The sequence below is a fragment of the Neptunomonas sp. genome (assembly GCF_016744175.1).
Classification (GTDB): Bacteria; Pseudomonadota; Gammaproteobacteria; order Pseudomonadales; family Balneatricaceae; genus Neptunomonas.
Genome location: NZ_JADGEV010000058.1, coordinates 1 through 22,399 on the forward strand (window position 1 = coordinate 1; position 22,399 = coordinate 22,399).

The 22,399-nt window shown below is 41.1% G+C and carries 21 protein-coding genes; 5 read left to right on the top strand and 16 right to left on the bottom strand.

Going from position 1 to position 22,399, the window contains the following annotated elements; all coding sequences use genetic code 11:
- The 3 genes from QZZ55_RS17995 to ylqF are packed head-to-tail and all read right to left on the bottom strand — an operon-like array spanning nt 1 to nt 2,479.
- The gene (locus tag QZZ55_RS17995) at nt 1-1,176 is read right to left on the bottom strand and encodes an NAD(P)/FAD-dependent oxidoreductase (protein WP_293268808.1); all 1,176 of its coding nucleotides are present in this window, start codon (nt 1,174-1,176) and stop codon (nt 1-3) included.
- A 33-nt stretch (nt 1,177-1,209) separates the two neighbouring features.
- A complete protein-coding gene (locus QZZ55_RS18000; protein ID WP_293268809.1) occupies nt 1,210-1,521 on the bottom strand; it encodes a hypothetical protein in 312 nt (103 codons plus the stop codon).
- The gene (gene ylqF / locus QZZ55_RS18005) at nt 1,511-2,479 is read right to left on the bottom strand and encodes a ribosome biogenesis GTPase YlqF (protein WP_293268810.1); all 969 of its coding nucleotides are present in this window, start codon (nt 2,477-2,479) and stop codon (nt 1,511-1,513) included. Before ylqF ends, QZZ55_RS18000 begins: the two co-directional genes overlap by 11 nt.
- A 137-nt stretch (nt 2,480-2,616) precedes the next feature.
- On the opposite strand from ylqF, the gene QZZ55_RS18010 reads away from it, so the two are divergent.
- The gene (locus tag QZZ55_RS18010) at nt 2,617-3,843 is read left to right on the top strand and encodes an HDOD domain-containing protein (RefSeq protein ID WP_293268811.1); all 1,227 of its coding nucleotides are present in this window, start codon (nt 2,617-2,619) and stop codon (nt 3,841-3,843) included.
- A 14-nt stretch (nt 3,844-3,857) separates the two neighbouring features.
- Here QZZ55_RS18010 and maiA read toward each other — a convergent pair whose 3' ends face one another.
- From maiA to QZZ55_RS18055, 9 genes are all read right to left on the bottom strand, one after another.
- Nucleotides 3,858-4,496, bottom strand: coding sequence for a maleylacetoacetate isomerase (gene maiA, locus QZZ55_RS18015; protein ID WP_293268812.1), 639 nt, complete (start codon nt 4,494-4,496; stop codon nt 3,858-3,860).
- A 105-nt stretch (nt 4,497-4,601) separates the two neighbouring features.
- The gene (locus tag QZZ55_RS18020; RefSeq protein ID WP_293268813.1) at nt 4,602-4,799 is read right to left on the bottom strand and encodes a DUF2783 domain-containing protein; all 198 of its coding nucleotides are present in this window, start codon (nt 4,797-4,799) and stop codon (nt 4,602-4,604) included.
- A 17-nt stretch (nt 4,800-4,816) separates the two neighbouring features.
- On the bottom strand, nt 4,817-6,493 hold the full coding sequence (locus QZZ55_RS18025; protein ID WP_293268814.1) for an FAD-dependent oxidoreductase: 1,677 nt from the start codon (nt 6,491-6,493) through the stop codon (nt 4,817-4,819).
- A gap of 206 nt (nt 6,494-6,699) precedes the next feature.
- Nucleotides 6,700-7,617 carry a LysR family transcriptional regulator gene (locus QZZ55_RS18030; RefSeq protein WP_293268815.1) on the bottom strand — a complete coding sequence of 306 codons (918 nt, stop codon included), beginning with the start codon at nt 7,615-7,617 and terminating at the stop codon, nt 6,700-6,702.
- A 136-nt stretch (nt 7,618-7,753) separates the two neighbouring features.
- Nucleotides 7,754-8,716: an MBL fold metallo-hydrolase gene (locus QZZ55_RS18035; RefSeq protein ID WP_028470688.1), complete on the bottom strand. Its 963-nt coding sequence runs from the start codon at nt 8,714-8,716 to the stop codon at nt 7,754-7,756.
- Nucleotides 8,717-8,898: 182 nt separating this feature from the next.
- Entirely contained in the window at nt 8,899-9,384 is a 486-nt protein-coding gene (locus QZZ55_RS18040; RefSeq protein ID WP_293268816.1) for a universal stress protein, read from the bottom strand.
- A 96-nt stretch (nt 9,385-9,480) separates the two neighbouring features.
- Nucleotides 9,481-10,809: a TRAP transporter large permease gene (locus QZZ55_RS18045; RefSeq protein ID WP_293268817.1), complete on the bottom strand. Its 1,329-nt coding sequence runs from the start codon at nt 10,807-10,809 to the stop codon at nt 9,481-9,483.
- 42 nt (nt 10,810-10,851) lie between these two features.
- Complete coding sequence (locus QZZ55_RS18050) at nt 10,852-11,367, bottom strand: TRAP transporter small permease (RefSeq protein WP_293268818.1); 516 nt, start codon at nt 11,365-11,367, stop codon at nt 10,852-10,854.
- A gap of 10 nt (nt 11,368-11,377) precedes the next feature.
- A complete protein-coding gene (locus QZZ55_RS18055) occupies nt 11,378-12,403 on the bottom strand; it encodes a TRAP transporter substrate-binding protein (RefSeq protein ID WP_293268819.1) in 1,026 nt (341 codons plus the stop codon).
- Between the two features lie 606 nt (nt 12,404-13,009).
- Between QZZ55_RS18055 and paaX the strand changes: the two genes are divergently transcribed.
- From paaX to QZZ55_RS18075, 4 genes are all read left to right on the top strand, one after another.
- Nucleotides 13,010-13,930 (top strand): phenylacetic acid degradation operon negative regulatory protein PaaX, encoded by a 921-nt coding sequence (paaX, locus tag QZZ55_RS18060; protein ID WP_293268820.1) that lies wholly within the window; start codon nt 13,010-13,012, stop codon nt 13,928-13,930.
- Between the two features lie 65 nt (nt 13,931-13,995).
- The gene (locus QZZ55_RS18065) at nt 13,996-15,309 is read left to right on the top strand and encodes an FAD-dependent oxidoreductase (protein ID WP_293268821.1); all 1,314 of its coding nucleotides are present in this window, start codon (nt 13,996-13,998) and stop codon (nt 15,307-15,309) included.
- A gap of 56 nt (nt 15,310-15,365) precedes the next feature.
- Entirely contained in the window at nt 15,366-15,923 is a 558-nt protein-coding gene (locus QZZ55_RS18070; RefSeq protein WP_293268822.1) for a DUF2889 domain-containing protein, read from the top strand.
- A 29-nt stretch (nt 15,924-15,952) separates the two neighbouring features.
- Nucleotides 15,953-16,399: a MaoC family dehydratase gene (locus tag QZZ55_RS18075; RefSeq protein WP_293268823.1), complete on the top strand. Its 447-nt coding sequence runs from the start codon at nt 15,953-15,955 to the stop codon at nt 16,397-16,399.
- 12 nt (nt 16,400-16,411) lie between these two features.
- On the opposite strand, the gene QZZ55_RS18080 is transcribed toward QZZ55_RS18075, so the two are convergent.
- From QZZ55_RS18080 to paaY, 4 genes are all read right to left on the bottom strand, one after another.
- Complete coding sequence (locus QZZ55_RS18080; protein ID WP_293268824.1) at nt 16,412-18,478, bottom strand: EAL domain-containing protein; 2,067 nt, start codon at nt 18,476-18,478, stop codon at nt 16,412-16,414.
- Nucleotides 18,468-19,037 (bottom strand): YfiR family protein, encoded by a 570-nt coding sequence (locus QZZ55_RS18085; protein WP_293268825.1) that lies wholly within the window; start codon nt 19,035-19,037, stop codon nt 18,468-18,470. The genes QZZ55_RS18080 and QZZ55_RS18085 overlap by 11 nt, the downstream gene beginning before the upstream one ends.
- A 7-nt stretch (nt 19,038-19,044) precedes the next feature.
- Nucleotides 19,045-20,994, bottom strand: a complete 1,950-nt coding sequence (locus QZZ55_RS18090) for a TonB-dependent receptor (RefSeq protein WP_293268826.1) — start codon at nt 20,992-20,994, stop codon at nt 19,045-19,047.
- Between the two features lie 454 nt (nt 20,995-21,448).
- Nucleotides 21,449-22,057: a phenylacetic acid degradation protein PaaY gene (paaY, locus tag QZZ55_RS18095; protein ID WP_293268827.1), complete on the bottom strand. Its 609-nt coding sequence runs from the start codon at nt 22,055-22,057 to the stop codon at nt 21,449-21,451.
- Between the last annotated feature and the right edge of the window lie 342 nt (nt 22,058-22,399).

Genomic DNA, 22,399 nt, shown 5'->3' on the forward strand with positions numbered 1-22,399 from the left:
TCAAACAGCCTGTCCCGCTGCAAACCCGCAGGCCCACGCCCATTGAAAGTTGTGGCCACCTAAGTGCCCTGTTACATCTAAGCATTCGCCAATAAAAAATAGACCAGGTGCTTTATTCGCTTCCATGGTTTTTTGCGATACTTCGGTGGTTGATACTCCACCCAGGGTTACTTCGGCGGTACGGTATCCTTCTGTGCCCGAAGGTTTTATCCGCCAGTGGCAAAATGCTTGTGAGATTTTTTCAAGCTCGGCGTTACCCTTGTCGGCCATGTTTCCACTTAGGGAAAATAGCTCGCAAAGTATTTGCGCCATTCGCTTACTCATTTTTTGTGACATTACCGTTGAGATATCAGCTTTAGGTCGTTGTTCTCGCTGATCTTTTAGCCATGCTAATAGATCGAATTCAGGAAAGAAGTTGATCTCCACTTCTTCACTAGAACTCCAGTAGGAGGATATTTGCAAGATCGCTGGGCCACTTAAACCTCTATGAGTAAACAACATATTTTCGGTAAAAGAGATATCGCCAACGCTGGCAGTAATACGATGCGATACACCGGACAATGGTTTAAGCGACGCTAATAAGTCAGGTTGTAAGGTAAAAGGAACCAGCCCTGCTGATGTAGGCAAAACCGTTAAGCCATACTGTGTTGCCACTTCGTAGGCAAACGGTGTGGCGCCACCATTAGGAATCGATAAGCCGCCTGTTGCTATAACAACGGATTGTGCCTGCACCTTACCTTCCGTTGTATGCAGTTGGTAACCTTGTGCTTGTTTCTGTACTTGGTTAACGGTTACTTCTTTATGGATCTCTACGCCAGCCCACTCACACTCAGTGAGCAATACACGTAATATTTCTTTACTGCTGTCATCACAAAATAACTGCCCTAGTGTTTTCTCGTGATAGTCCACGCCATGGCGCTCAACTAGCTCGATAAAGTCACGGACAGAGTATCGACTCAATGCTGATTTACAAAAGTGCGGATTTTCGGAAACAAAGTTGTCGGCCGTATTATGTAAATTGGTAAAATTGCTGCGCCCGCCTCCGGACATCAGAATTTTACGGCCTATTTTGTTTGTATGCTCGATCACTAATACTGATCTACCACGATAGCCAGCAGTAGCAGCGCACATTAAGCCGGAAGCACCGGCTCCAATAATTACAACATCGTATTTCACTAACGCAGAGTCTCTATAAAGAACGGCAGAATATTATGAGTCTGCTTGTTCGTTTTGGTTTTCTTGTGCTTCTTCGTTTTCTTTTGCTTTGGCATTTGCGCGGATTTTGTCAGCTAAACGGCCACCTTGTGGTTGCTGAAGCTTAGCTGCTTTGTCTTTCTCTGCCTGCTGTTTATCAAGTTCTTTTTGATACACAGATTTTTTCTTTTTACTTAACTCTAATGCTTTCTTTTTAAGGCTTTCTTTACTGTTTGGATCCGCTAACAGCTCTTCTTTAGTCGGGATATCCGATTCCCCGGTAACAAATTGCCCTACATGGCTACGCTGCTTTTTCTTACGCGTCATACTTATTTTCTCCAGACTTTCGATAATTTTGATTTTCCAGCGCTTTCTTTGCCGCATCCGCTTCAAGTTGCAATTGTGCTTCTTCAGCTTCTTTTAATAAACGAATAGCTTCTTCTTGTTTAAATATCCACTCTGCTACTGTTTCAAAGGTAATAGGCCCAAGCTTTCCCCCGCGCATATCATGTAATAGCACCTCAGAAGCTTTGTGGCGGTCAACTACTCCGCCTGGGCGCAAGCCACCACGTTTACGGCCAATATCATCCAACAGCTCGTCACTACCTATAGGTAGCTCCTTAAGCTTATAGCGTTCAAGAAGTCGATCAGGGTATTCGTTTAACATGAACTGGGCAGCAAACAAGGCGACCAGTTCATACTCAATCGCGGTATCACGAATCGCGCCACTTGCAGCCAATCGGTAGCCAGATTCTTGATCTTCAATTTTAGGCCAAAGAAACCCCGGTGTATCCGATAACGCCATGCCATTTTTTAATATGTAACGTTGCTGGTTTTTCGTAACAGCAGGCTCATTACCTACCTTGGCAATTTTCCGCCCAAGTAAGGCATTAATCAACGTCGATTTTCCAACATTAGGAATACCCATGATCATGACCCGAACAGGCCGGTCTTGGTTCACGCGAACTGGCACCATCTGCTTGCACATATCAGGAATGCTATTAATCAGCTTTTTCTGGTTCTGCTCTAGGCTAATTGCCTTAATATTTTCTAAACCATTAAAATATTTGAGCCATTCCGCAGTTTTACTAGGGTCAGCTAAGTCGCTCTTATTAAGAATTTTAAGTACAGGCTTGCCCTTGCGCAATGAATTAACCAATGGGTTCTCACTAGACAACGGTAGGCGCGCATCTAAGACCTCTATCACGGCATCAATTTCATCCATGACTTTGGCAATTTCCTTACGGGCCTTATGCATATGTCCGGGAAACCAGTTGATCGTCATAACACTCTCCTTATCAGTAGCCCCTATTATACCGTCACGAATCAATGAAACTGTGTAATAACTGCATTAATTTTTGGCAAACTTAAATTTGAGAGACTAAACTAAGGATTACAATTCATATGCAGGATAGCTAATCAATGAATGATGCCGAAATGGGCAGCCAGGTCTTAATGGCACGCCAGCCGATATTTGACCGACAGCAACGGGTGGTAGCGTATGAAATACTGTATCGAACAGAAGGTGACTCTGAGAATGCAGTCTTTAGAGGAACAGAAGCAACAAGTGAAGTTTTATTAAATGAATACACGTCTATATGTGATGCCGGTGAAATTAAGGTCGTTCCTGCTTTCATTAATCTGACTTATGACATCGTTGTAGATGGCAATATTCCAGATCTTCCTAAAAAACAAATCGTACTTGAACTACTTGAAGATGCCCATGTTGACGAAGCCTTTATCGATGGCGTTCGCAAGTTAAAAGACCAAGGCTACCGTGTAGCGTTGGATGACTTTGTCTATTCTCCTGAATACATTCCACTTTTAGAGTTAGCTCAGATTGTAAAAATTGATGTGCTTGATCATACATATGATGAAATGGTTGAGCTTATTAATACCATCAAGCCGTATAAAGTTGCGTTGCTTGCTGAAAAAATTGAAACTCACGAAATGCTTGAAACCTGTATATCGCTTGGCTTTAAGCTTTTTCAAGGCTACTTTTTATCAAGACCTAAACTGGTTAAAGGTAAAAAAATTAATGCAGGGCAAATAGCACTATTACAGTTAATGCAAGCACTTCAAAACCCCAATGCAAAACCGGAAGAGCTTGAAGCGCTAATCATAACTGACCCTGTATTAACCTATAAATTACTACGTATTGTTAACTCTGCTGCTTACTCTTTAGTCCGCAAGGTTGAATCAGTTTCAGAAGCCATTGTTTTACTCGGCATACCGCAAGTAAAAAAATGGACAACGCTAATTGCCATGTCATCCAATTCAGAGAAGCCTGAAGAGTTAACACGTGCATTACTGATCAGAGGCAGGATGTCTGAACAGGTTGCCCAGCAGCAGAAGAAAAGTAACGCATCCAGCTATTTCATGGCGGGCATGATGTCAGGCTTACATGCCTTGTTAGATATTGAGCGTGAGAAAATGCTCGAACAAGTGCCTTTAGGCGATGATATTAAAGACGCAATATGTGATGGTGCTGGCGACATAGGTGAAGTACTTAACAATGTTATTAACTATGAAGCGGGTAATTGGGAATTACTGCCAACAGATTTTGATGATGTAATTTATGAAAAAGGCTATCGTGAAGCGATGGAATGGACTCGAGAAGCAATGAAATCTATGACCGAGTCCAATTAGCTTAGTAAGTAAAGCTACGCACCTGGCTGTAAATCTGGGTGCGCTTTAGCAAAAGCTTCCAGTTTTGTGCAGCGCGCATGTATAGCACTGATAAATGGGTATGCAGACATATCGACTTCAAAACGGTGTGCATTAAAGACTTGAGGGACAAGGCATACATCAGCAATCGATGGCTGCTCACCACAGCAAAAATCAGTTTGCTCACTTCGATTACTTAAACGTAATTCAAGTGCTTTAAACGTTGTGTGAATCCAGTGATGGTACCACTGCATTTTATCGTCAGCATCAACACCCATCTCCCCTACCAAGTATTGAAGCACGCGCAGATTATTAACCGGATGTATATCACACGCCACCGCTAGCGCAAAAGATCTTTGCTGTGCTCTTTCGATAGCAGAACCGCTTAACATAGCGGTCGTTTGTGGGTAAGCCTCATCTAGGTACTCACATATGGCCAATGATTGCGTTAGTTGCACGCCATTATCTTCAAGTACGGGTACTAAAGCTTGTTCATTACGCGCTATATGAGCCCCCTCTCGATGCTCCCCTGTTACTAGGTTTACAGGTACTTGATCATAGACCAATCCCTTTAAGCTCAAAACAATACGGACACGGTATGCTGCTGATGACCTGCAGTAATCATATAAAATCATGTTTTTCTTCTCTCTTAAATCTGTAAATATAACGCTACATTAAACATCAAAACCCGGCACGAGGCCGGGCTTTATAAGCAACATTAAACACTGAATATTTTCAGACTAGCTAATATGCTCTCGAGCTATAGTCATTGCTTCTTCAAGTACATCCTGCTCGCCAATATGATTACTCAGCAACAGGATAAGGCGAGCATTTACATCTGCACTTTGCTCATCCGATAGATCTCTATGCATATCCGTTAAGACTTGATAGAAATCATCTGGACGTGGCAGGTTTGCTTCGGTAATTAACGTGGTCATAATTCATTATCTCCTGATTACTTGCCCAGTGCTTTATTCAACGCTGCATGAGTGGTTTTTGTGTCAAACTGACGCATACGTGCAGTTACTAACTGATCAGGGCGCATCAAATAAAATGTCCCCGCAGCCGCATCTAGCCGCTCGCTTACTGCACCGACTTTATCTACCAGTAATTCAACCCCTTCAGGAAACGTGATTTCCATGTCATAGCGAGCCACAATAAAGGTTTTAACAGGTACTTCTTGAGAAGCCAGCGCTGCTAATTCACCTAAGACTTCTTCACTCAGCTCCTGACGTTGTTCAATAAATAACAACCCATTAAACGTGTTACCTAAGCATGTAAGTAAGTAATCTTCTTGGCCATCGCGGATTACCGGCCCATCTGTACAAGGAGCACCAGGAACGACTTTACAGGTAAACTTGCTGGTATCAGCCGTATTTAATGGTGATTCCGTTAAAATTGGTGGTACTGATAAACGACCACTATTCACAAGTGGGCGGGCAAAGCTGTAATTCTTAGCGAGCTTTAATACAGCATCACGGAACACACGACTAACCGCATTCTTTGGTGATATAAAGTCGGTACTGCGTGTAGAGTTAAGGATGTTCTCATCTGCAGCAAACACCCGCTCTGGTGAATAACTATCAAGCAAAGACTCGGGTGCACGGTTCTCCATTACGAGTTTAAGCTTCCATACTAAGTTGTCTATGTCTTCAATACCCGAATTAGCTCCACGGGCACCAAAGGGTGAGACCTGGTGGGCTGCATCACCTGCGAAGAAGATACGGCCTTTTCGGAACTCATCCATACGACGGCAAGTAAAGGTATAGACAGATGCCCATTCCAATTCAAATTCAACGTTTTCGCCTAAGAAAGCTCGGACACGTGGAATAATGTTTTCTGGCTTTTTCTCTTCTTCAGGATCAGCATCCCAACCAAGGTCAAAATCAATACGCCATACATTATCAGCTTGGCGATGTAACAATGTAGATTGGCCTTCATGGAACGGAGGGTTAAACCAGAACCAACGCTCAGGTGGAAAGTTCTTAGGGTCCATGACTACGTCGGCAATCAGGAAGCGATCGTGGAATATCTGACCTTTCGACTCTAATCCACACATGGCACGCACTTTAGAGTTAGCACCATCACAAGCAATTACATACTGCGCCTGAATCTGATATTCACCTTCTGGCGTACCTACAGTCAAAGTAACATGGTCATTTTCTTCAACAACATTAATGACTTTGTTTTTCCAACGAAGATCTGCTTTTTCTAATTGGCTAATACGATCAACATAGTACTCTTCCATGTAGTACTGCTGAAGGTTGATAAATCCTGGGCGGCGATGGTGCTCTTCAGGAAGCATATTGAAGCTGTAGACTTGCTCCTCTTCTAGGAAAACTTTACCAATATTCCACGTTACACCTTTATCAACGAGTCTCTGACCTACGCCTAGCCTGTCCGAGATGTCCAAAAAACGTTTGGCATAACAAACAGCACGCGACCCAACACTGACGGTGTTGTTATCATCAAGAATAACGACTGGGACATCATTGAGTGCCAAATCGACAGCAGCAGCGAGCCCCATTGGGCCTGCGCCAACAACCACAACGGGGTGCTTAACTATTTTCTGGGAGTCTTGATCAGATGACCGAGCATAATGAAACTCGGGAAAAGTATAGGTATTTAACATTTCTGGGGCTCTCGTTTTATGTTCTCAGGTTACATAGCGAACAGCGCTTTCATGTAACTAAAGATACCGGAATCCCGCGCATTGATAATCAGGCTTAAGTGAATAAGATTCTTTCTAAATAAGAAACAAAAGAGAGAACATGCGGAATAAATTAACGTTAATTACACTAAAGGCGTACTTATTATTCATTAATCCACACTAATACCCTACTCAGCCCATAAGTCTTCTTTATGATTTCTCTCTAACCATTCACGAAAAAAGTCGATAAAAGCACTTACTTTAGGGGAGGTATACTTTCGATCAGGATACACTACAAAAATTGAAAGCAATTCTGGTTGATGATCAGGAAACACTTGAACAAGATCTCCAGACTTAACAAAACGAGAAATCACAAAGTCAGCTAAGTTAGCAATACCTCGATGCTGCAGCACCGATTCTCTAACAACCAAGCTATTGTTTGCTTTTAAATCACCATTCACAGAGACGGTACAACGCTTACCATTTCTTTCTAAAGTCCATTGGTTTGCATTTGCAGCGTAAACAAAAACAATGCAATTATGCTCTTTAAGAGCTTCAGCACATGCTGGATGACCATTTGTCTCGAGATAGCTGGGTGTTGCACAAATATACATCGGTATTTTAGATATCTCGCGCGCTATCATGCTTGAATCTGGTAATTGGGGGTCTGCGATCCGTATCGCCATGTCAAACCCATCACGAATAAGATCAGGCGCTCTATCATCTAGCGTTATATCCACCTGAACATCAGGGTGCTTATCCATAAATTCAGGAATCGCTTTTGAAAGCTGCATCTGGCCAAACGTCATATTGCAGGTAATCCTCAATATGCCACGTGGCTTACCCTGCAGCTGCGAGACTAGATTCTCCGCCTCTTCCACTTCTTCAAGAATCGTTTGGCATTTTTCATAATAAGCAGCGCCAACATCAGTAACGAATAAGCGACGGGTCGTTCTTTGCAATAATTTAGCGCCTACATGTTTTTCAAGCTGCGAAACTTGTTTACTCACTGAAGAACTAGAAATTCCAATTTCAGTAGCCGCCAATGAAAAGCTTTTTAGATCAACAACTCGTACAAACACACTCATTGCAGAAAGAACATCCATCCAAACACCTTAAATATTATTGATTTGCCTAAAGTGAAGCTAACAACTGTCTAGATAAGATACAAGCCTTTGATTTAATGAATAGAAACGAAAAAGGCACCCTAAGAGGGTGCCTTTAAAAAGCCAGTACTAATTATTAGTCTTGGAGTTTATCCCATACTTCTTGGTCACGCTCATCAGTCCAGATGCGAGGCCAGTCAATACCGTCAAATTCATCCCATAGGCGTTGAACATCAAATGGCAAACAGTGCTCAAAGATTGGCCACATACCAAACTTAGGACCTAGATGATCACGTGTAGACTCAAAGGCTTCTTTGACGCTACCGCCACGTTTATGGACTTCACCAACTTTCTCGATCATGCCCGTTAAGAAACCACGCGTTTGCTCGATTGCAGCATCAACATCAGCACGGCCACGAACAACAGCACCACGACCACCAACAAGTACTTCAGCTTCATATTTTTTAACTTTGTCTAGTGTCTCTGTAGACCAGTCAAAGTGGAAAGCATCACCCGTATAAAGCGCTGCAGCAGCTTCTACTAAGTCACCTGCAAACAGAACTTTTTGTTTTGGAATCCAAGCAACAATGTCGCCTGCTGTATGACCACGACCACAGTACTCAAGTACCAGGTTGCCACGATCTCCACCGAGTGGGATCTCCATACGATCATTAAAAACGATATCGGGATGCGTCAAACCAGGAATACCTTCTGGCTCACGGAACAAGCGAGGCATACGGCCAAATTCGCTTGCCCAATCCTGCATACCACGCTCTTCAATTAAGAACTTAGTATTTTCATGCGCAATGATGGATTCAGCATTGTAAGCAGAAGCGCCTAGTACACGAACAGCATGGTAATGAGACAGTACAAGATATTTTACAGGCTTATCTGTGTGCTCACGTAGTTTTTCTAACCAGTCATTGGCCGCTTTTGGTGTTGCGCGTGCTTCAAAAGCAACAATGAAGTCTTCGCCTTCAACAGCACAAATATTTGGATCGCCTTCAGCTGTTAGCGCATAAATACCATCACCTAGGATTTCCAATGTTTCGGTTTTTACGCCGAGGTCCGCAGAGGACGCAAAAGACTTCTTCGTCATATTTTTTTACCTATTATTTGTACTACAGTAAATTCTGATTATGTCGCTCTTTCAGCACAGAAGCGGACTTAAAGAATGATGTACAACCTTTAAGCTCATTCGATGAATCATACGATACCGAATTCATTCTTTCTAAATAAGTAGCTAAACAGAACAATATTATTTCCTTACAAGAAATAAAATCATTTAAGCGGAATAATCAGCACGGGTGTTTCAGTGTGATGCATAATACGATTTGCTGTTGACCCTAACAAAAACTGCCCAACAGACGAGTGAGTGCGCGTTCCCATAACAATAAGGTCAGCACCAATCTCTTTTGCCACTTTGAGGATCACTCGATCAGGCACCCCTTCTTCTACTCGTGGGCTAATCTGTCCTTCTTGCATCGCTTCGCTCGCATCAAGTTCTGTTTCGCAAAAACGCTCAATACGCGAAACCAATTTACTTTTAAGATTTGCGATACTCGAGTCATGCATTTCATTCAATGATGCATCATTCATCATTGTCTTCATTATATTTCGAGCTGAAGCGCTTAGGGGTTCAATCACATGAAGGAAGGTAACCTGAGCATTATAATGCCCTGCCATGCTGACTGCTGCTCTAAAAGCTGGACGGGACCCTTCCTCAATGTCAGATGCATAAAGGATAGTTTTAACATCAGGTAACATTTTGATACCTCTTTTTTTAGATACCGCTTAATCGATGAACGCGTATCTTGCATAGAGTAAAAAGGGTGCAAAAAGCACCCTTATATTTTACCGAGACTACCTATAGAGCAATTCGGGTAAGAAGAGTGATATTGGCGCAATCAATGTAATTAAGATCAAACGAATAATATCAACACACCAGAACGGAGTAACACCTTTAAAGATTGTACTGGCCTTAACATCACGCAGTACCGCACTCAACACAAAGACGTTCATACCTACGGGAGGCGTTATCAAACTGATTTCAGTTACCACCACCACCACAATACCAAACCACACCAAATCAAACCCTAATTCTTGAACAAGAGGGAAAAAGATCGGAATAGTTAACAGCAACATAGATAGACTTTCAAACACCATCCCAAGCACGACATAAATCAGCAAGATGGCAAAGATGATCATCATTGGCGGCACATCAAGCCCAGAAACGAGCGCGAGCAAATCCGCAGGCAAACCAGCACGGTTGATAAAGTTTGAAAATATCAATGCACCAATTAGCACTGTAAACAGCATTGCTGATGTGCGAGCAGTATCAGTCAGTATATCGAACAGACCGCCAAAATTGAGGGACTTTCTGAAAAGCGCTATTGCAAATGCTCCACCCGCTCCAATGCCTGCTGCTTCGGTAGGCGTAAAGACACCTAGGTAAATACCACCCATAACGATACTAAAGAGAATAAGCACTCCCCAAACACCGTTAAGCGCTTCCAGACGTTCTGGCCACGTAAACTTCTCACCACATGGTCCATCTTCAGGCTTGCGCCAAACAACATAGCGAACAGCTACCAAGTATAACAAAATCCCTAACATGCCCGGTATAAAGCCCGCCGCAAATAGTTCACGGATACTCGTTTCAGTTAGCAAACCATAAATGACAAGAATAACGCTTGGCGGTATAAGAATACCTAACGTGCCACCTGCAGCTATAGAGGCTGTTGCTAAAGAGTCAGCATAGCCATATTTACGCATAGGAGGCATCGCCACCTTAGCCATTGTTGCAGATGTTGCCAAACTAGAACCACAAATTGCAGAAAAACCACCACATGCCACTACAGTAGCCATCGACAAACCACCTTTACGGTGACCTAAGAAAGCATAAGAAGCACGGTACAATTCTTGAGATAACCCGGATTTTGTCACCAAGTTACCCATTAAAATAAACAAAGGGATAACAGAAAGGCTGTATTCCTGTGCTGTATCAACAATCCTTTTAGCCGCCATACTAATAGAAGGCGTCCAATTAAAGTCCGTGAAATTATCGAAACTCAAACCTTGGACAGCAGCAAAGCCGAAGAACCCTACAATACCCATAGAGAAAGCAATGGGGATTCGCACGACAACAATCAGCAGCAGCAAAATCGCGAAACCGATTAACGCAGTTTCCATAAGGAGATACCTATAACGTTAAAGGTGAAATGAAAAAATTATTTAGTCACGATCCTGTGTGAGCATATGGTAAATACCATACGTCATCATCAACGCCGCTGTTGCCCAACTCATAAAGGCGATGTATTGCACAATTATACCGACGGGGATCTCAAGCAATTCAGTGATCTCTTCTCGTCTGAAAGAACGATCTGCAAATTGAAAGATTCTTACGCCTAAGTAGTACAGAGAACCCGACATTAACAAAGCAGAGAGTAGGCCTAGTGCTTTAAGCACAGTGTTACTCCATATTTTGTCAAGAATATCTACGACAATATGCCCGCCACGCCAGGTAACAATCGGCATTTCGGCAAACACAAGGATAGCAATCCCGATCTCTGTCAACTCTGTTGTGCCATCGACCGAATTACCAAAAAAGTAACGACCAAAGACATCAGCACACGTTAGTATCATCAGTAAAAACAGCGTAATGGCAGCCACCAATTCAAGAGCAAAGGCCAGCCATTTGACTGGCCCTTTCTCTTCATAGTGCGCTGTTAGCCAGGCACTAAATCCCATAAACTACTCCTTATTTACCGTAGTTTCTGGCAATAGAGCGCATCTCTTCAAGCGCTGCTTTTGCATCGACTTTGCGTGAAGCAACGCTTTTGATCCACTCTTCATCCATACCTTTTACGATACCTTGGAACTCTTTAGCCATTGGGCCATCTGCTGCTACTTCAGTAACATTGACACCTTCAGCACGTGCAGCAATTAAACCCTCTGCATCAGCGGCATCCCATGCAGCACCCGCCATTGCAGCGAGTTTTTCACCCGATACCGCACGAATCGCTTTACGGTCTTTTTCACTCAGCCCTGCCATGAAGTCAGGATTGATGAACATAGCAAAGCTACCTAGGTACATACCACCTGGAAGAGCAACTACATTTTTAGCCACTTCTTTCAAACGTAAAGACTTCTGCTCACCCATTGGGATGAAGACACCATCAATTACGCCCTGCTGCATCATTTCATATACTTTTGGTGCTGGTGCACCTACTGCTGTAACACCCAAGCGCTTACCTAGCTCTCCTTGAACACCACCACCAAGACGAACTTTTTTAGATTTCAAGTCAGCCAAGCTTGTGATTGGATCAGCCATATGGATTTGACCAGGTCCATGAGTAAATAAAGTTAACACTTCAAGGCCATCATGCTCTTGGGCTTTAGCAAAATATTTGTTATGCACACGCCAGTGAGCTACAGACGCAGCTTCTGCACTAACACCTAACAAAGGCTGCTCAATACCTTGCGTTAATTTGAAACGACCAGGTACATAACCGTGATAACTAAAGCTGGCGTCAATAGCGCCATCTTCAACCAAATCAAACATTGTCTTAGGATGACCCAAGCCATATTCCATTTTTACTTTCACACGGCCTTCAGTCGCATTTTCAACCCATTTTGACCATGTAGGCCAAACAACAGCATTCTGCGCATGTGTTGGTGGCAACCAGCTTCCTACACGCAAGACTGTTTCAGACATCGCGGTGGTAGAAAGTGACATGCCTAACGTTAAGGCACCTGCAACTTTTAGGAAGTTTCTTTTTATCATTGATTTGCTCTCCTGGCTTAAGTAATCGCTTTTTTGAATCAGCGAATAATCTTTTCTTATTAGTATCTTCGTTTCAATTTTCGGCCTGTTTCGTATCTAGTATTTACTACAAATACCTAAACAGAGCGAAGCATTTTTGTATCGTTATGTTGTCGCTACAACACCATAAAATTGACAATCGTCAAAAGATACCTGATTTCTCCTAGGGAATAACCTACTCCATTTGCAGAAGATTATTTCCTTTTTGGAAATTGTCAGTTTATATCTCCATTAGTTGTTAAGGTCCCATAACCTCTCACAACTTTTCAACTCAACAACACTGTTATGACACAAAAAATCAATGTTAAATCCAAAATAGTGTATCACGTAGGCAATGTCAATTAACCTAATAGCTAAGACCATCGAATTAGAGCACAAATTAGTAATAATATAATTAACATGTTAAGTAATAATATTCATTAATGCAAGAACCTATTCCAGTGAGGAGCACAGATCGATACATACCAGTCGATAAAAGCATCGTCATGCGACACTCTTCAACTAGAGAGTCATTAGTACAAAATACCCCGCCTGAAATTAACAAAACTTCCGTGATATAATATTTTAATGAACAAACTCAAATGCATAGATGATCTTGTTGAAGAATTCAAAAACCAACGCCCCATTCGAGGAGGCTCCCTTATCATCACCATTTATGGTGATGCGATTGCCCCTAGAGGGGGGTCTATCTGGTTAGGTAGCTTAATCCGACTTCTTGAACCTCTGGGGCTAAACCAACGTCTTGTGCGCACCTCTATCTTCCGCTTAACTAAAGAAGGTTGGCTAACGTCAAATCAAGTTGGTAGACGCAGTTATTACAGCCTAACTGATACAGGACGCCGCCGCTTTGAGAGTGCGTTCAAAAGAATCTACGCCGAACTTTATCCAGAGTGGCAAGGAAAGTGGGACATGCTCATTACTACTCAACTGGATAATGAGTTGAGGAAAGTACTAAAGAAAGAGTTTGAGTGGCAAGGGTTTGGCAACATTGCCCCCGGTGTTATGGCACATCCAATGGCTGATCTCGTTGAAATCAATAATACCCTGCAAGAACTTTGTGTAACCAATGAAATAATTCATATGAAATCCGAGATGTTTGGTAGCCACACATCAGCATCCCTTAAACAGTTGGTACATGAGTGCTGGAATTTAGAGCAATTATCAAAAGATTATCAAGCCTTTCTGGACAGATTTCGCCCTATTTTGCGAGCATTAGACAACCAAACAGATTTAGACCCGGAGCAGTGCTTCTTATTAAGAACACTTCTGATTCAACATTACAGACGACTTCTTTTACGAGACCCTCGCTTGCCTGAAAAACTCCTGCCGGCAGATTGGGTTGGTACTTCGGCACGTGTATTGTGTCGAAATATTTATCGTAAAATTTTTATGCCAGCCGAAGAATTTTTATCTGCTACACAAGAAACAGCCGATGGTCCTCTACCTGAGCCAGCTCCTCATTTCTACAAACGATTTGGTGGTCTCTAGTTAGTTATTAATACACAACCTTATTAGCACCTACCTAATGAGCATTACCGAGTGATTAAAAAACTATGACCCACATAGCAATTATAGGAAGCGGCCCTTCTGGTTGTTATATAGCTGACATGCTGGCAAAAAGAGTCCCGGGGGCCTCTCTTGATATTTATGAAAGGCTTCCTACTCCTTTCGGTTTAGTAAGAGCAGGTGTCGCACCAGACCACCATCAGACCAAAAATATTACTAGGCAGCTTGATCGTATTCTTTCCCGTGACAATATCAGCTTTATAGGCAATGTTAATATCGGTGTAGATATTAGTTACCAAGAACTAAAAGACCACTACCACTACATTATTTTTGCTACTGGCGCCTCTATAGACAAAACACTTAATGTTGCCGGTGAGCACCATCGTGGAGTTTATGGTTCTGGTGAGTTTAGCCGGTGGTATAACAGCCATCCTGATAACGCTGACCTAGCCCCCCTTCTTTCAGAAAATGTAGCCATTATTGGTAACGGTAATGTTGCTCTAGATATACTTCGCATACTTTCTAAAGATAGGAATGAGCTTAGGAAAAGCGATATTAACCCTATTGCCTTGGATACAATTAGTAACGCAGACATTAAAAACATATACATTATCGGTCGTCGTGGGCCTGAAGATACCAGCTTTACCCCCATGGAATTGAAAGAAGCCCTTTCACAAGAAAATTTGGCATTTCATATCGACAAGGCTGTCATTCCAGCGGTTATTCCAGAATATATTCCTACTGAAAAAATTGTAGCTGCTGAAAAGAACATACAATTATTACAGTCGATGCCATCTCCTATTCACGTCAACAACAGCACTATCCATGTACACCTTCTTTTTAATAGCTCTTTGCGCGAGATTAGTAGTTATAACAATAACGTTACGAGCATAGAACTAGCTATTAACTCCCAACCAAGAAATGTAAGTGAAACAACAAATACTCGCTTATCCTTAGATGTTGGCACTGTTATCTCAGCCATTGGTTACACGACGGACCTTATAGAAAGCGTCCCATATGATGAAACCAAAGGAACTATCGCACATCAGGATAGCTACGTTGAAATAGGCGTTTATGCTGTTGGGTGGTGTAAAAGAGGTGCGAATGGCGTTATACCCTCCAACAGAGCTGACGCATCAGCATTAGGGAAAACCATTATTGCAGCCTGGGAAAATACTGTTCCATTACTACATAAAGAAGGTTTTTCAGGTATATCTACCCTATTAGAAAAACGTAATGTTACTTACGTCAGTTATGATGACTGGCAAAGAATAGACAAAGCTGAAGTTAAAAGAGCTGAAATGGGCAAACTTCGAGAAAAATATACATCAGTGTCTAAAATGCTGGAGTTGCTTGATTAACCATTTAATTCGCTCGCTCAACTTTTCTACAACCTTTAAATAGAAGATCCTACATCATGCCGTTATCCCCTCCAGCGAATAGAACGCCTCAACATACACGTACCGTTATTTGTAAAGGATTCCGTCGAGAAGACGGCTTGTGGGATATTGAAGGACATCTAGTAGACATCAAAGACCACGATATAATGTCTAAAGAACGTAATGACGGGAAAATACCCGCAGGTGAAGCCATCCATGATATGGCGCTTCGAATTACTATTGACCTTGACCTTAATATTGTAGATGCAGAAGCGAGTATGGATTTTACGCCTTTTGAATATTGCAAAGGAATAACGCAAGCTTATAAAAAACTCATAGGCTTACAGATAAAACCCGGTTTTACAAAGGTCACTAAAACATTGTTTAGCGGTGATAATGGGTGCACACACTTGTTAGAACTACTCGGCCCTATTGCAACATCTGCTTATCAGGCCACTTATCAGGATCGTGAAAAAGAAGACAATTGGACTGCTGGCAACCCCCTTCCTGCAGTAATGAACACATGTCACAGCTGGAGCCAAAAAAGTCCTATTGTTCAAAAACATTGGCCTCACTTTGCTACGTTTGATAAATAATTTACTAATATCTGGCTTTGGAGAACATTATGGACCGCTATTTTGATGACTTCACCGTAGGTGACACCTTCACAGCTCAAGGCTTTACCCTAAGCGAAGCTCAGATACTTGATTACGCCCTGATGTATGATCCTCAACCTTTCCATATCAATGCGCTTGCTGCATCAGAAAGTGTATATGGTGGCCTGATTGCCAGTGGTTTTCAAACCATGTCTCTTTGCTTTCGGATGATGATTCAAACTCGTCTCTTTGAAACGGTTAGCATGGGAGGCCCTGGCATAGATGAATTACGCTTTATAGCACCCGTTCGTCCTGGTGACACTATTGAACCCGTTATTGAAATCGTAGATATGACTCCATCAAAATCAAAACCTGATAGAGGAATTATAAGAATAAAATGTATTGGCTATAATCAGCATCAGAATAAGGTCCTCAGCTTCATTGTTATCATGATGGGCAAAAGGAAAGCATCATAGTCACAGTTTTTGTTAAGCCTCTTCTAATGAAACATTACTAATGAAGTGTTCCGTAAAGACCTCTGCAGGAACAGGTTCTGAATAAAAATACCCTTGCCCATAGTCACACCCCGCATGAGTTAATAGCTCATGCTGATTCTCTGTTTCAATCCCTTCAGCAATTACTTTCAAGCCAATCCGGTGAGCCATTACAATAACGGCCTCACATAATGCCAAACTATCATTATCTTTTTCTATTCGACGAACAAAGGATTGATCAATCTTCAATACATCAATATCGAGCTCTTGAAGGTACGATAGGGAGGAGTAACCTACCCCGAAATCATCAATAGAAACCTCTATTCCATGGTCCCTAAGCGTAATCAACTGATCTCTAATTGAGTCATTGTTTTCCATCAATAGACTCTCTGTAATTTCTACAGTGATCATATGTCCTGGAATATTATTCACCTTTAATAACAATAACCAACTCTCAATCCAAGTAGGCGAACCTCGATACAACAAAGGGGATGTATTAATTGAGACAGTAATATCTTGCTCAGAAATAGCGCTCCATTTAATAGATTGCTTCAGCGCATTACTGGCCACCATGCTACTTATTTCATAGATTAAACCCATTTCTTCAGCAAGAGGAATAAAGTCGCCAGGGTGAACAATGCCTTTTGAAGGATGATTCCAGCGTACTAAGGCTTCTGCTTTAGCTACTTTATTGGTTTTTAATTCGACAATAGGCTGATAATACAAAGTAAACTCATCTTCGAAAACTGCACGTCTTAAATCATCAGAAAGCATTTTCTTATTTTGAGCATTTACCTGTAACTCACTTGTAAAGAAACGATAGCAGTTGCGTCCTGCATGTTTGGATTCGTACATGGCTTGGTCGGCATGTTTAACAAGCTCTTCAACATTATCACCATGTTGAGGGTAAACAGTCACACCGATACTTCCTGAAACAAATACTCGTTCATCCTCCAACTGAAATGATTTCGTAAGTGATTTTAATATATTCTCGGCAACAGCCTTTATTCTTTCGTTAGCACTAAGGTCTTGAATAATTAATGTAAACTCATCTCCACCAAGCCGCGCGACTGTATCTGTTTCACGCACACATTCGACTAGGCGTTTTGAAGCTTCAACGAGTAATAAATCGCCATAATCATGCCCAAGGGTATCGTTTATTTCTTTAAAATTATCAAGGTCGATAAAAATCAAAGAAAACTTCAAATTGTATCTATTAGAAAAGTCGATGGTTCTCTGTAATTGCTCATAGAAATAGTGCCTGTTAGGCAGACCGGTAAGGCTGTCATTGTATGCCTGTAACCGTAAATTTTTGTTCGCCATTTCGATTTCTTGAGTACGGACAAGTACTTGTGACTCTAGGTATTGATCCCGCTCTTCAATCGCTTTCAACATTTGATTAAAATAACCAGTTAAATCTGCTATTTCATCATTTGTTATCTTTTTAGCGCGTAATGAGTAGTCACGATTAGAAGATACTTTCTTAGCTAATGAAGCAAGTTGTATTATAGGTGATACGAAACGTTTTCTTAAACGTAAAGAAATAATAAGACAAATAACAAAGTTGGCCAAAATAAGTACGACAAGAAAATGAAAATAGAACTCACTACGATTCTCTACATAAGACTTATCAGCCATAATGAGTAGCTCACCATAATCTTGGTCTTCAAAGACAAGGGATTGTTTAATTACCATATATTCATTTAGATTTGCAGCTAGACCTTGATATAGTGTGCTATTTCCTACATTTGAAACTATAGATTTATCTAATTTAGACACGTGAGAATAAATAATTTCGTGCCTATTTTCTAATGGTTTAATCAGCTCACTAACGGTAAGTTGATCATCAAACATGACGGCAGTGATTAGGTTAGGGGATAAGACTTCGGCAATTGATGTTAAGTTTTTATGCTGCTCATTAGTGGCCGCAAACCATTCATTAACAAATAAGACACTTGCCGTGATCACTGCGGAAAGTGTCGATATACCAACAAGCATTATGAGAAGCTTATTTCCTATAGAACTAGCCTTCTTTATTCTACTCACAGGTTTATCTTTCATGAATCTTACCTAATCTTAAAACCTTTGAGCTAAGCTGCAACCCCGAATTTTTTAAGTTTTTAATGCTCACTTCAAACCTGATTTTACCGCCCAGCAGGAAGAAATTTATATGCCCACCGGCTTGAATAAATCCTTTACTCTCACCTATCAACATCACACCCTTAGATACTGGATGTGAGAAGTTATCTTTCCAATTTAAGTAAAATTGCTTTGTTATGAAAATAACATCACATGCTTCATAATCATCATTTACGCTAGTTTCTATTACTTTGATCGGTAATTTACCTACCCTCTTTTTCGCCAAATTCTTTCTTGCTACCTCTACAAAAATCCTATCTGGGCTACAGAGAGTAAAGTTAGCTTTGTCAGAAAAATTTGATTCCCACTGACCAAACCTTGAAAAATTAAAAATAAAACCGGTTTTAAGCGTTATTTCTCTATCAAATTCAGAGCAGTATGCAGGTATTGAATACATACCTAATGCCAGTAATAACAAAATTTTACGGCACGATTCCTTAGGCACAAACCCAATACAACTAAATCGATTTTTAATAAACACTGGAAGTCTAAAACTCGACATACAGGCTAGCTGTCACCGACTTATTGACTTTAGTGGGAGAAGTATGAAGCTCCCTTGTATTCAGATATTCATATTCATTACTGAAGAGGTTCCATGCATTAACCGCCAATGTCACATTCGGTTTCGCTTTCCATCTCCAGCCTATATCTGCACTAAAGATATTTCCCGTACTGTACATACTGCCTTTCTCAGACTTAACATTAATGTTCAAGGACTGCCTATGAGGCAACTTTACATTTAACTTTGCCATTAACTGAGTAAGCGTTGAGTCATGACTAATAGCAGCTACTTGCCCTGGAGCAAGATCATAATCCAAGTTGATGACACTATAAGACAGTTCTGTATCAACCTTGGGGGATATATCAAAAGCGAACACGGCTTCCAGCCCAGTAACATTTAATGTTGATAGCGAGAAAAAATCGTAATAAATAGGTGTGTTATTCAGTATAGATAACACTTGAGGAACATCGCCAGAAAGTAACGCAAATACCGCAGAATTCACCGCATGAGTATTAATACTCGGTTGGTATGTCAGGGTATTATTCGACGTATTTTTGAAGATAGATAAATCCAAAGAGTAATTATCATCTGTTAATCGATAACCCGCCTCATAAGATATCGTCTCTTCTGCTTCAGTGTCGGGACTACCTCTTAAATATGAAGCTAATACAGTATTATCAATCGTTGTATTTCCTGTATTTACAAATTCACCAACCTTGCTCCCATTAACTTGAATCTCAATATTATTCTCTAAATAAGAAGGAACTCTAACGGCTTTTGATGCATTAAACCATACTGTTTGACTAGGCGAAATTTTATAAATTGTTCTAAAACTTGGCTGATTTTCCCAGCCGGTGTAATCGTTATATGCAGACATATTTCCCAAAATAAGATGAAACTTATCTGGGATTACATTCAACTGTGCTTGAAAAAAACCGCCATAGTTCTCAAATTTATTACTGTTTCCAAAATTAGTAATATATTCATCACTAATAAGTTCGATATCGTTATAACGGTAGTACAATCCCATATCTATTTGGTGATCACCAATAAGCGTATTTATTTGATATTCTAAATCTGCAGCCCTGAACTCTTCATCTAATGTCTCTTGATACCCGGACTCTTTATTAATAGAGAATTGAAGCATATGATTCGATTTTTTTGAAATACGTTCTTCTACTCGTATTAAAAAATCAAATTTATTTCTTTCAACACTTTCATTAAATGATCCATTTCTTAATGTGTTTTTGTCTACTCTTCGTGAGGTCTGTCCAATCGCTGAGTCTAATATATTCCATTTACTAAAAAGAGTAATGTCATCATTAAAGGCATAATCAACACGCATTCCCATGCTATTAAGCAGACTGGTATCATTTGTTGGAGATAGCCCTTCTGATGCCTGCTTTTCTTCTAAATGATGAGAGTAAACACGGTAACTCCCTTGGTCTCCAATAGTGCCGCCATACCGCAAATTCAAGTCATACTGCAGATCTGAGCCATGCGATACTGTTGCATATCCCTCCTGTGTATCTAATGAGTTCTTCGTTATGATGTTGACGACTCCATTTGAAGCATTTACGCCCCACAAAGTCCCCGTTTGTCCTCGGATAACTTCAATCCGTTCTACATCTTGGATTGGCACATCTATGTTTTCCCAATACACACCTGCAAACGTAGGATTATAGACACTTTGACCATCAATTAAGACCAATAAGTTACTTGAGTACCGACCACCAGCAAAACGGGCTGTAATTGCCCACTGGTTATTGTTAATTTGACGAACCTGCATACCTGGCACAAGATTTAAAGCCTGAGGGATCGACTGTACACCAGCATTTAACAAGTCTTTGTTTGTTAGTACATAAATAGAAGAAGCAGTATTGCTGATAGGTTGAGCACGCTTCATGGCTGATGTTACTTGTACATCGGTGCTCATCAAGGACTCTAAATCAAATTCTGGGTCACTTGCATTCGCTGTGTTACAGAAATAAAAAAAAGAGAGGAGAGCACAGGCTATGAGCCAATGATTACGAGGTTGCGCTTGTAACATAGTAATTTGTACCTACAACAATTCTGGTAACGTTTTAGCCAGAACAGTCTAGTTCAAAAAACGTTTAATTGTACTGCCAATAGAAATAACTATATTCTCATTATCTACAAGCGTCTCCTTTAAGAGACATTGTACATATTTCAATCATATAAGTCTTCACTGATACTCAATAAATGTATTATACAAACAAATTCAAATATTTACCGATGGAAGATAGAGCAAAAGCAGATATATATTGAGCACACTCACTAAGATCCGTTCTTATTTGGGATAAAAAAGCCATTGATCATGACCAATGGCTACTCATCATTAAACTAAGCAAGAACGGTTATTCGAATAATTAACCTTCTTCTTTTACTTGATACAACGGTTTAACATTAACGTCGATCTCTAGTCGTTTACGGTCTGGCTCAACTTCAGTTAGTGCTTCAACTTCCCGCATAGTACTTAAGCTTCGTACTGCCAAGTCTTGGTATTGCGCTGTTCCTTGTGACTTCCACTGAACTTCTTTATCAGAGAGTTCACGGATTATTCTGACAGGCGAACCTGCAACCAATGTGCGATCAGGCACTTCAAATTTAGCCTTAACAAACCCCATCGCAGCAACAATAGCTGATTCACCAACCACTGCACCGTCCATAACAACAGCATTCATCCCTATCAACGCATTTTTTTTAATAACACAACCATGCAGTACAGCGCCGTGCCCGATATGCCCATCTTCTTCAACAACCGTATCGCTGTTAGGGAAACCATGCATAACACAGGTATCTTGTATGTTTGCCCCCTCTTTTAGCACTAGCCGTCCAAAGTCACCACGCAAACAAGCAGCAGGGCCCACATAACACCGTGGCCCGATAATAACATCACCAATGAGTACCGCTGTTGGATGCACATACGCTGTAGGGTCGATAACCGGTCTAACGCCATCAATTTCGTATACTTTCATTCTGCTCTCCAAACCAGATAACCAAGAATAATAACTCGGCTATAAAAGAGGGTTAAAAAAAGGGGGACTGCTCATATTACTGCGCATCCCCCTTTATAACGGAAACAAATACATGAATACCAGTATTCATTAGCCTTATCTAATCTTAAAGACTATTTATTATTCACCAATTACGCGTGACGTCGGCTCTGCACGACACGAAAACGGTTCGCTACATACGCTAAATCCGACAAGCAAGCATTGGCTGCAGGGTTACACCCTGTCGCATGAAAATCACTGTACGCCGCACTTTGGTTGACGAACACACCACCGGTTAAGTTGCTGCTTAACGCAACGCCGCCA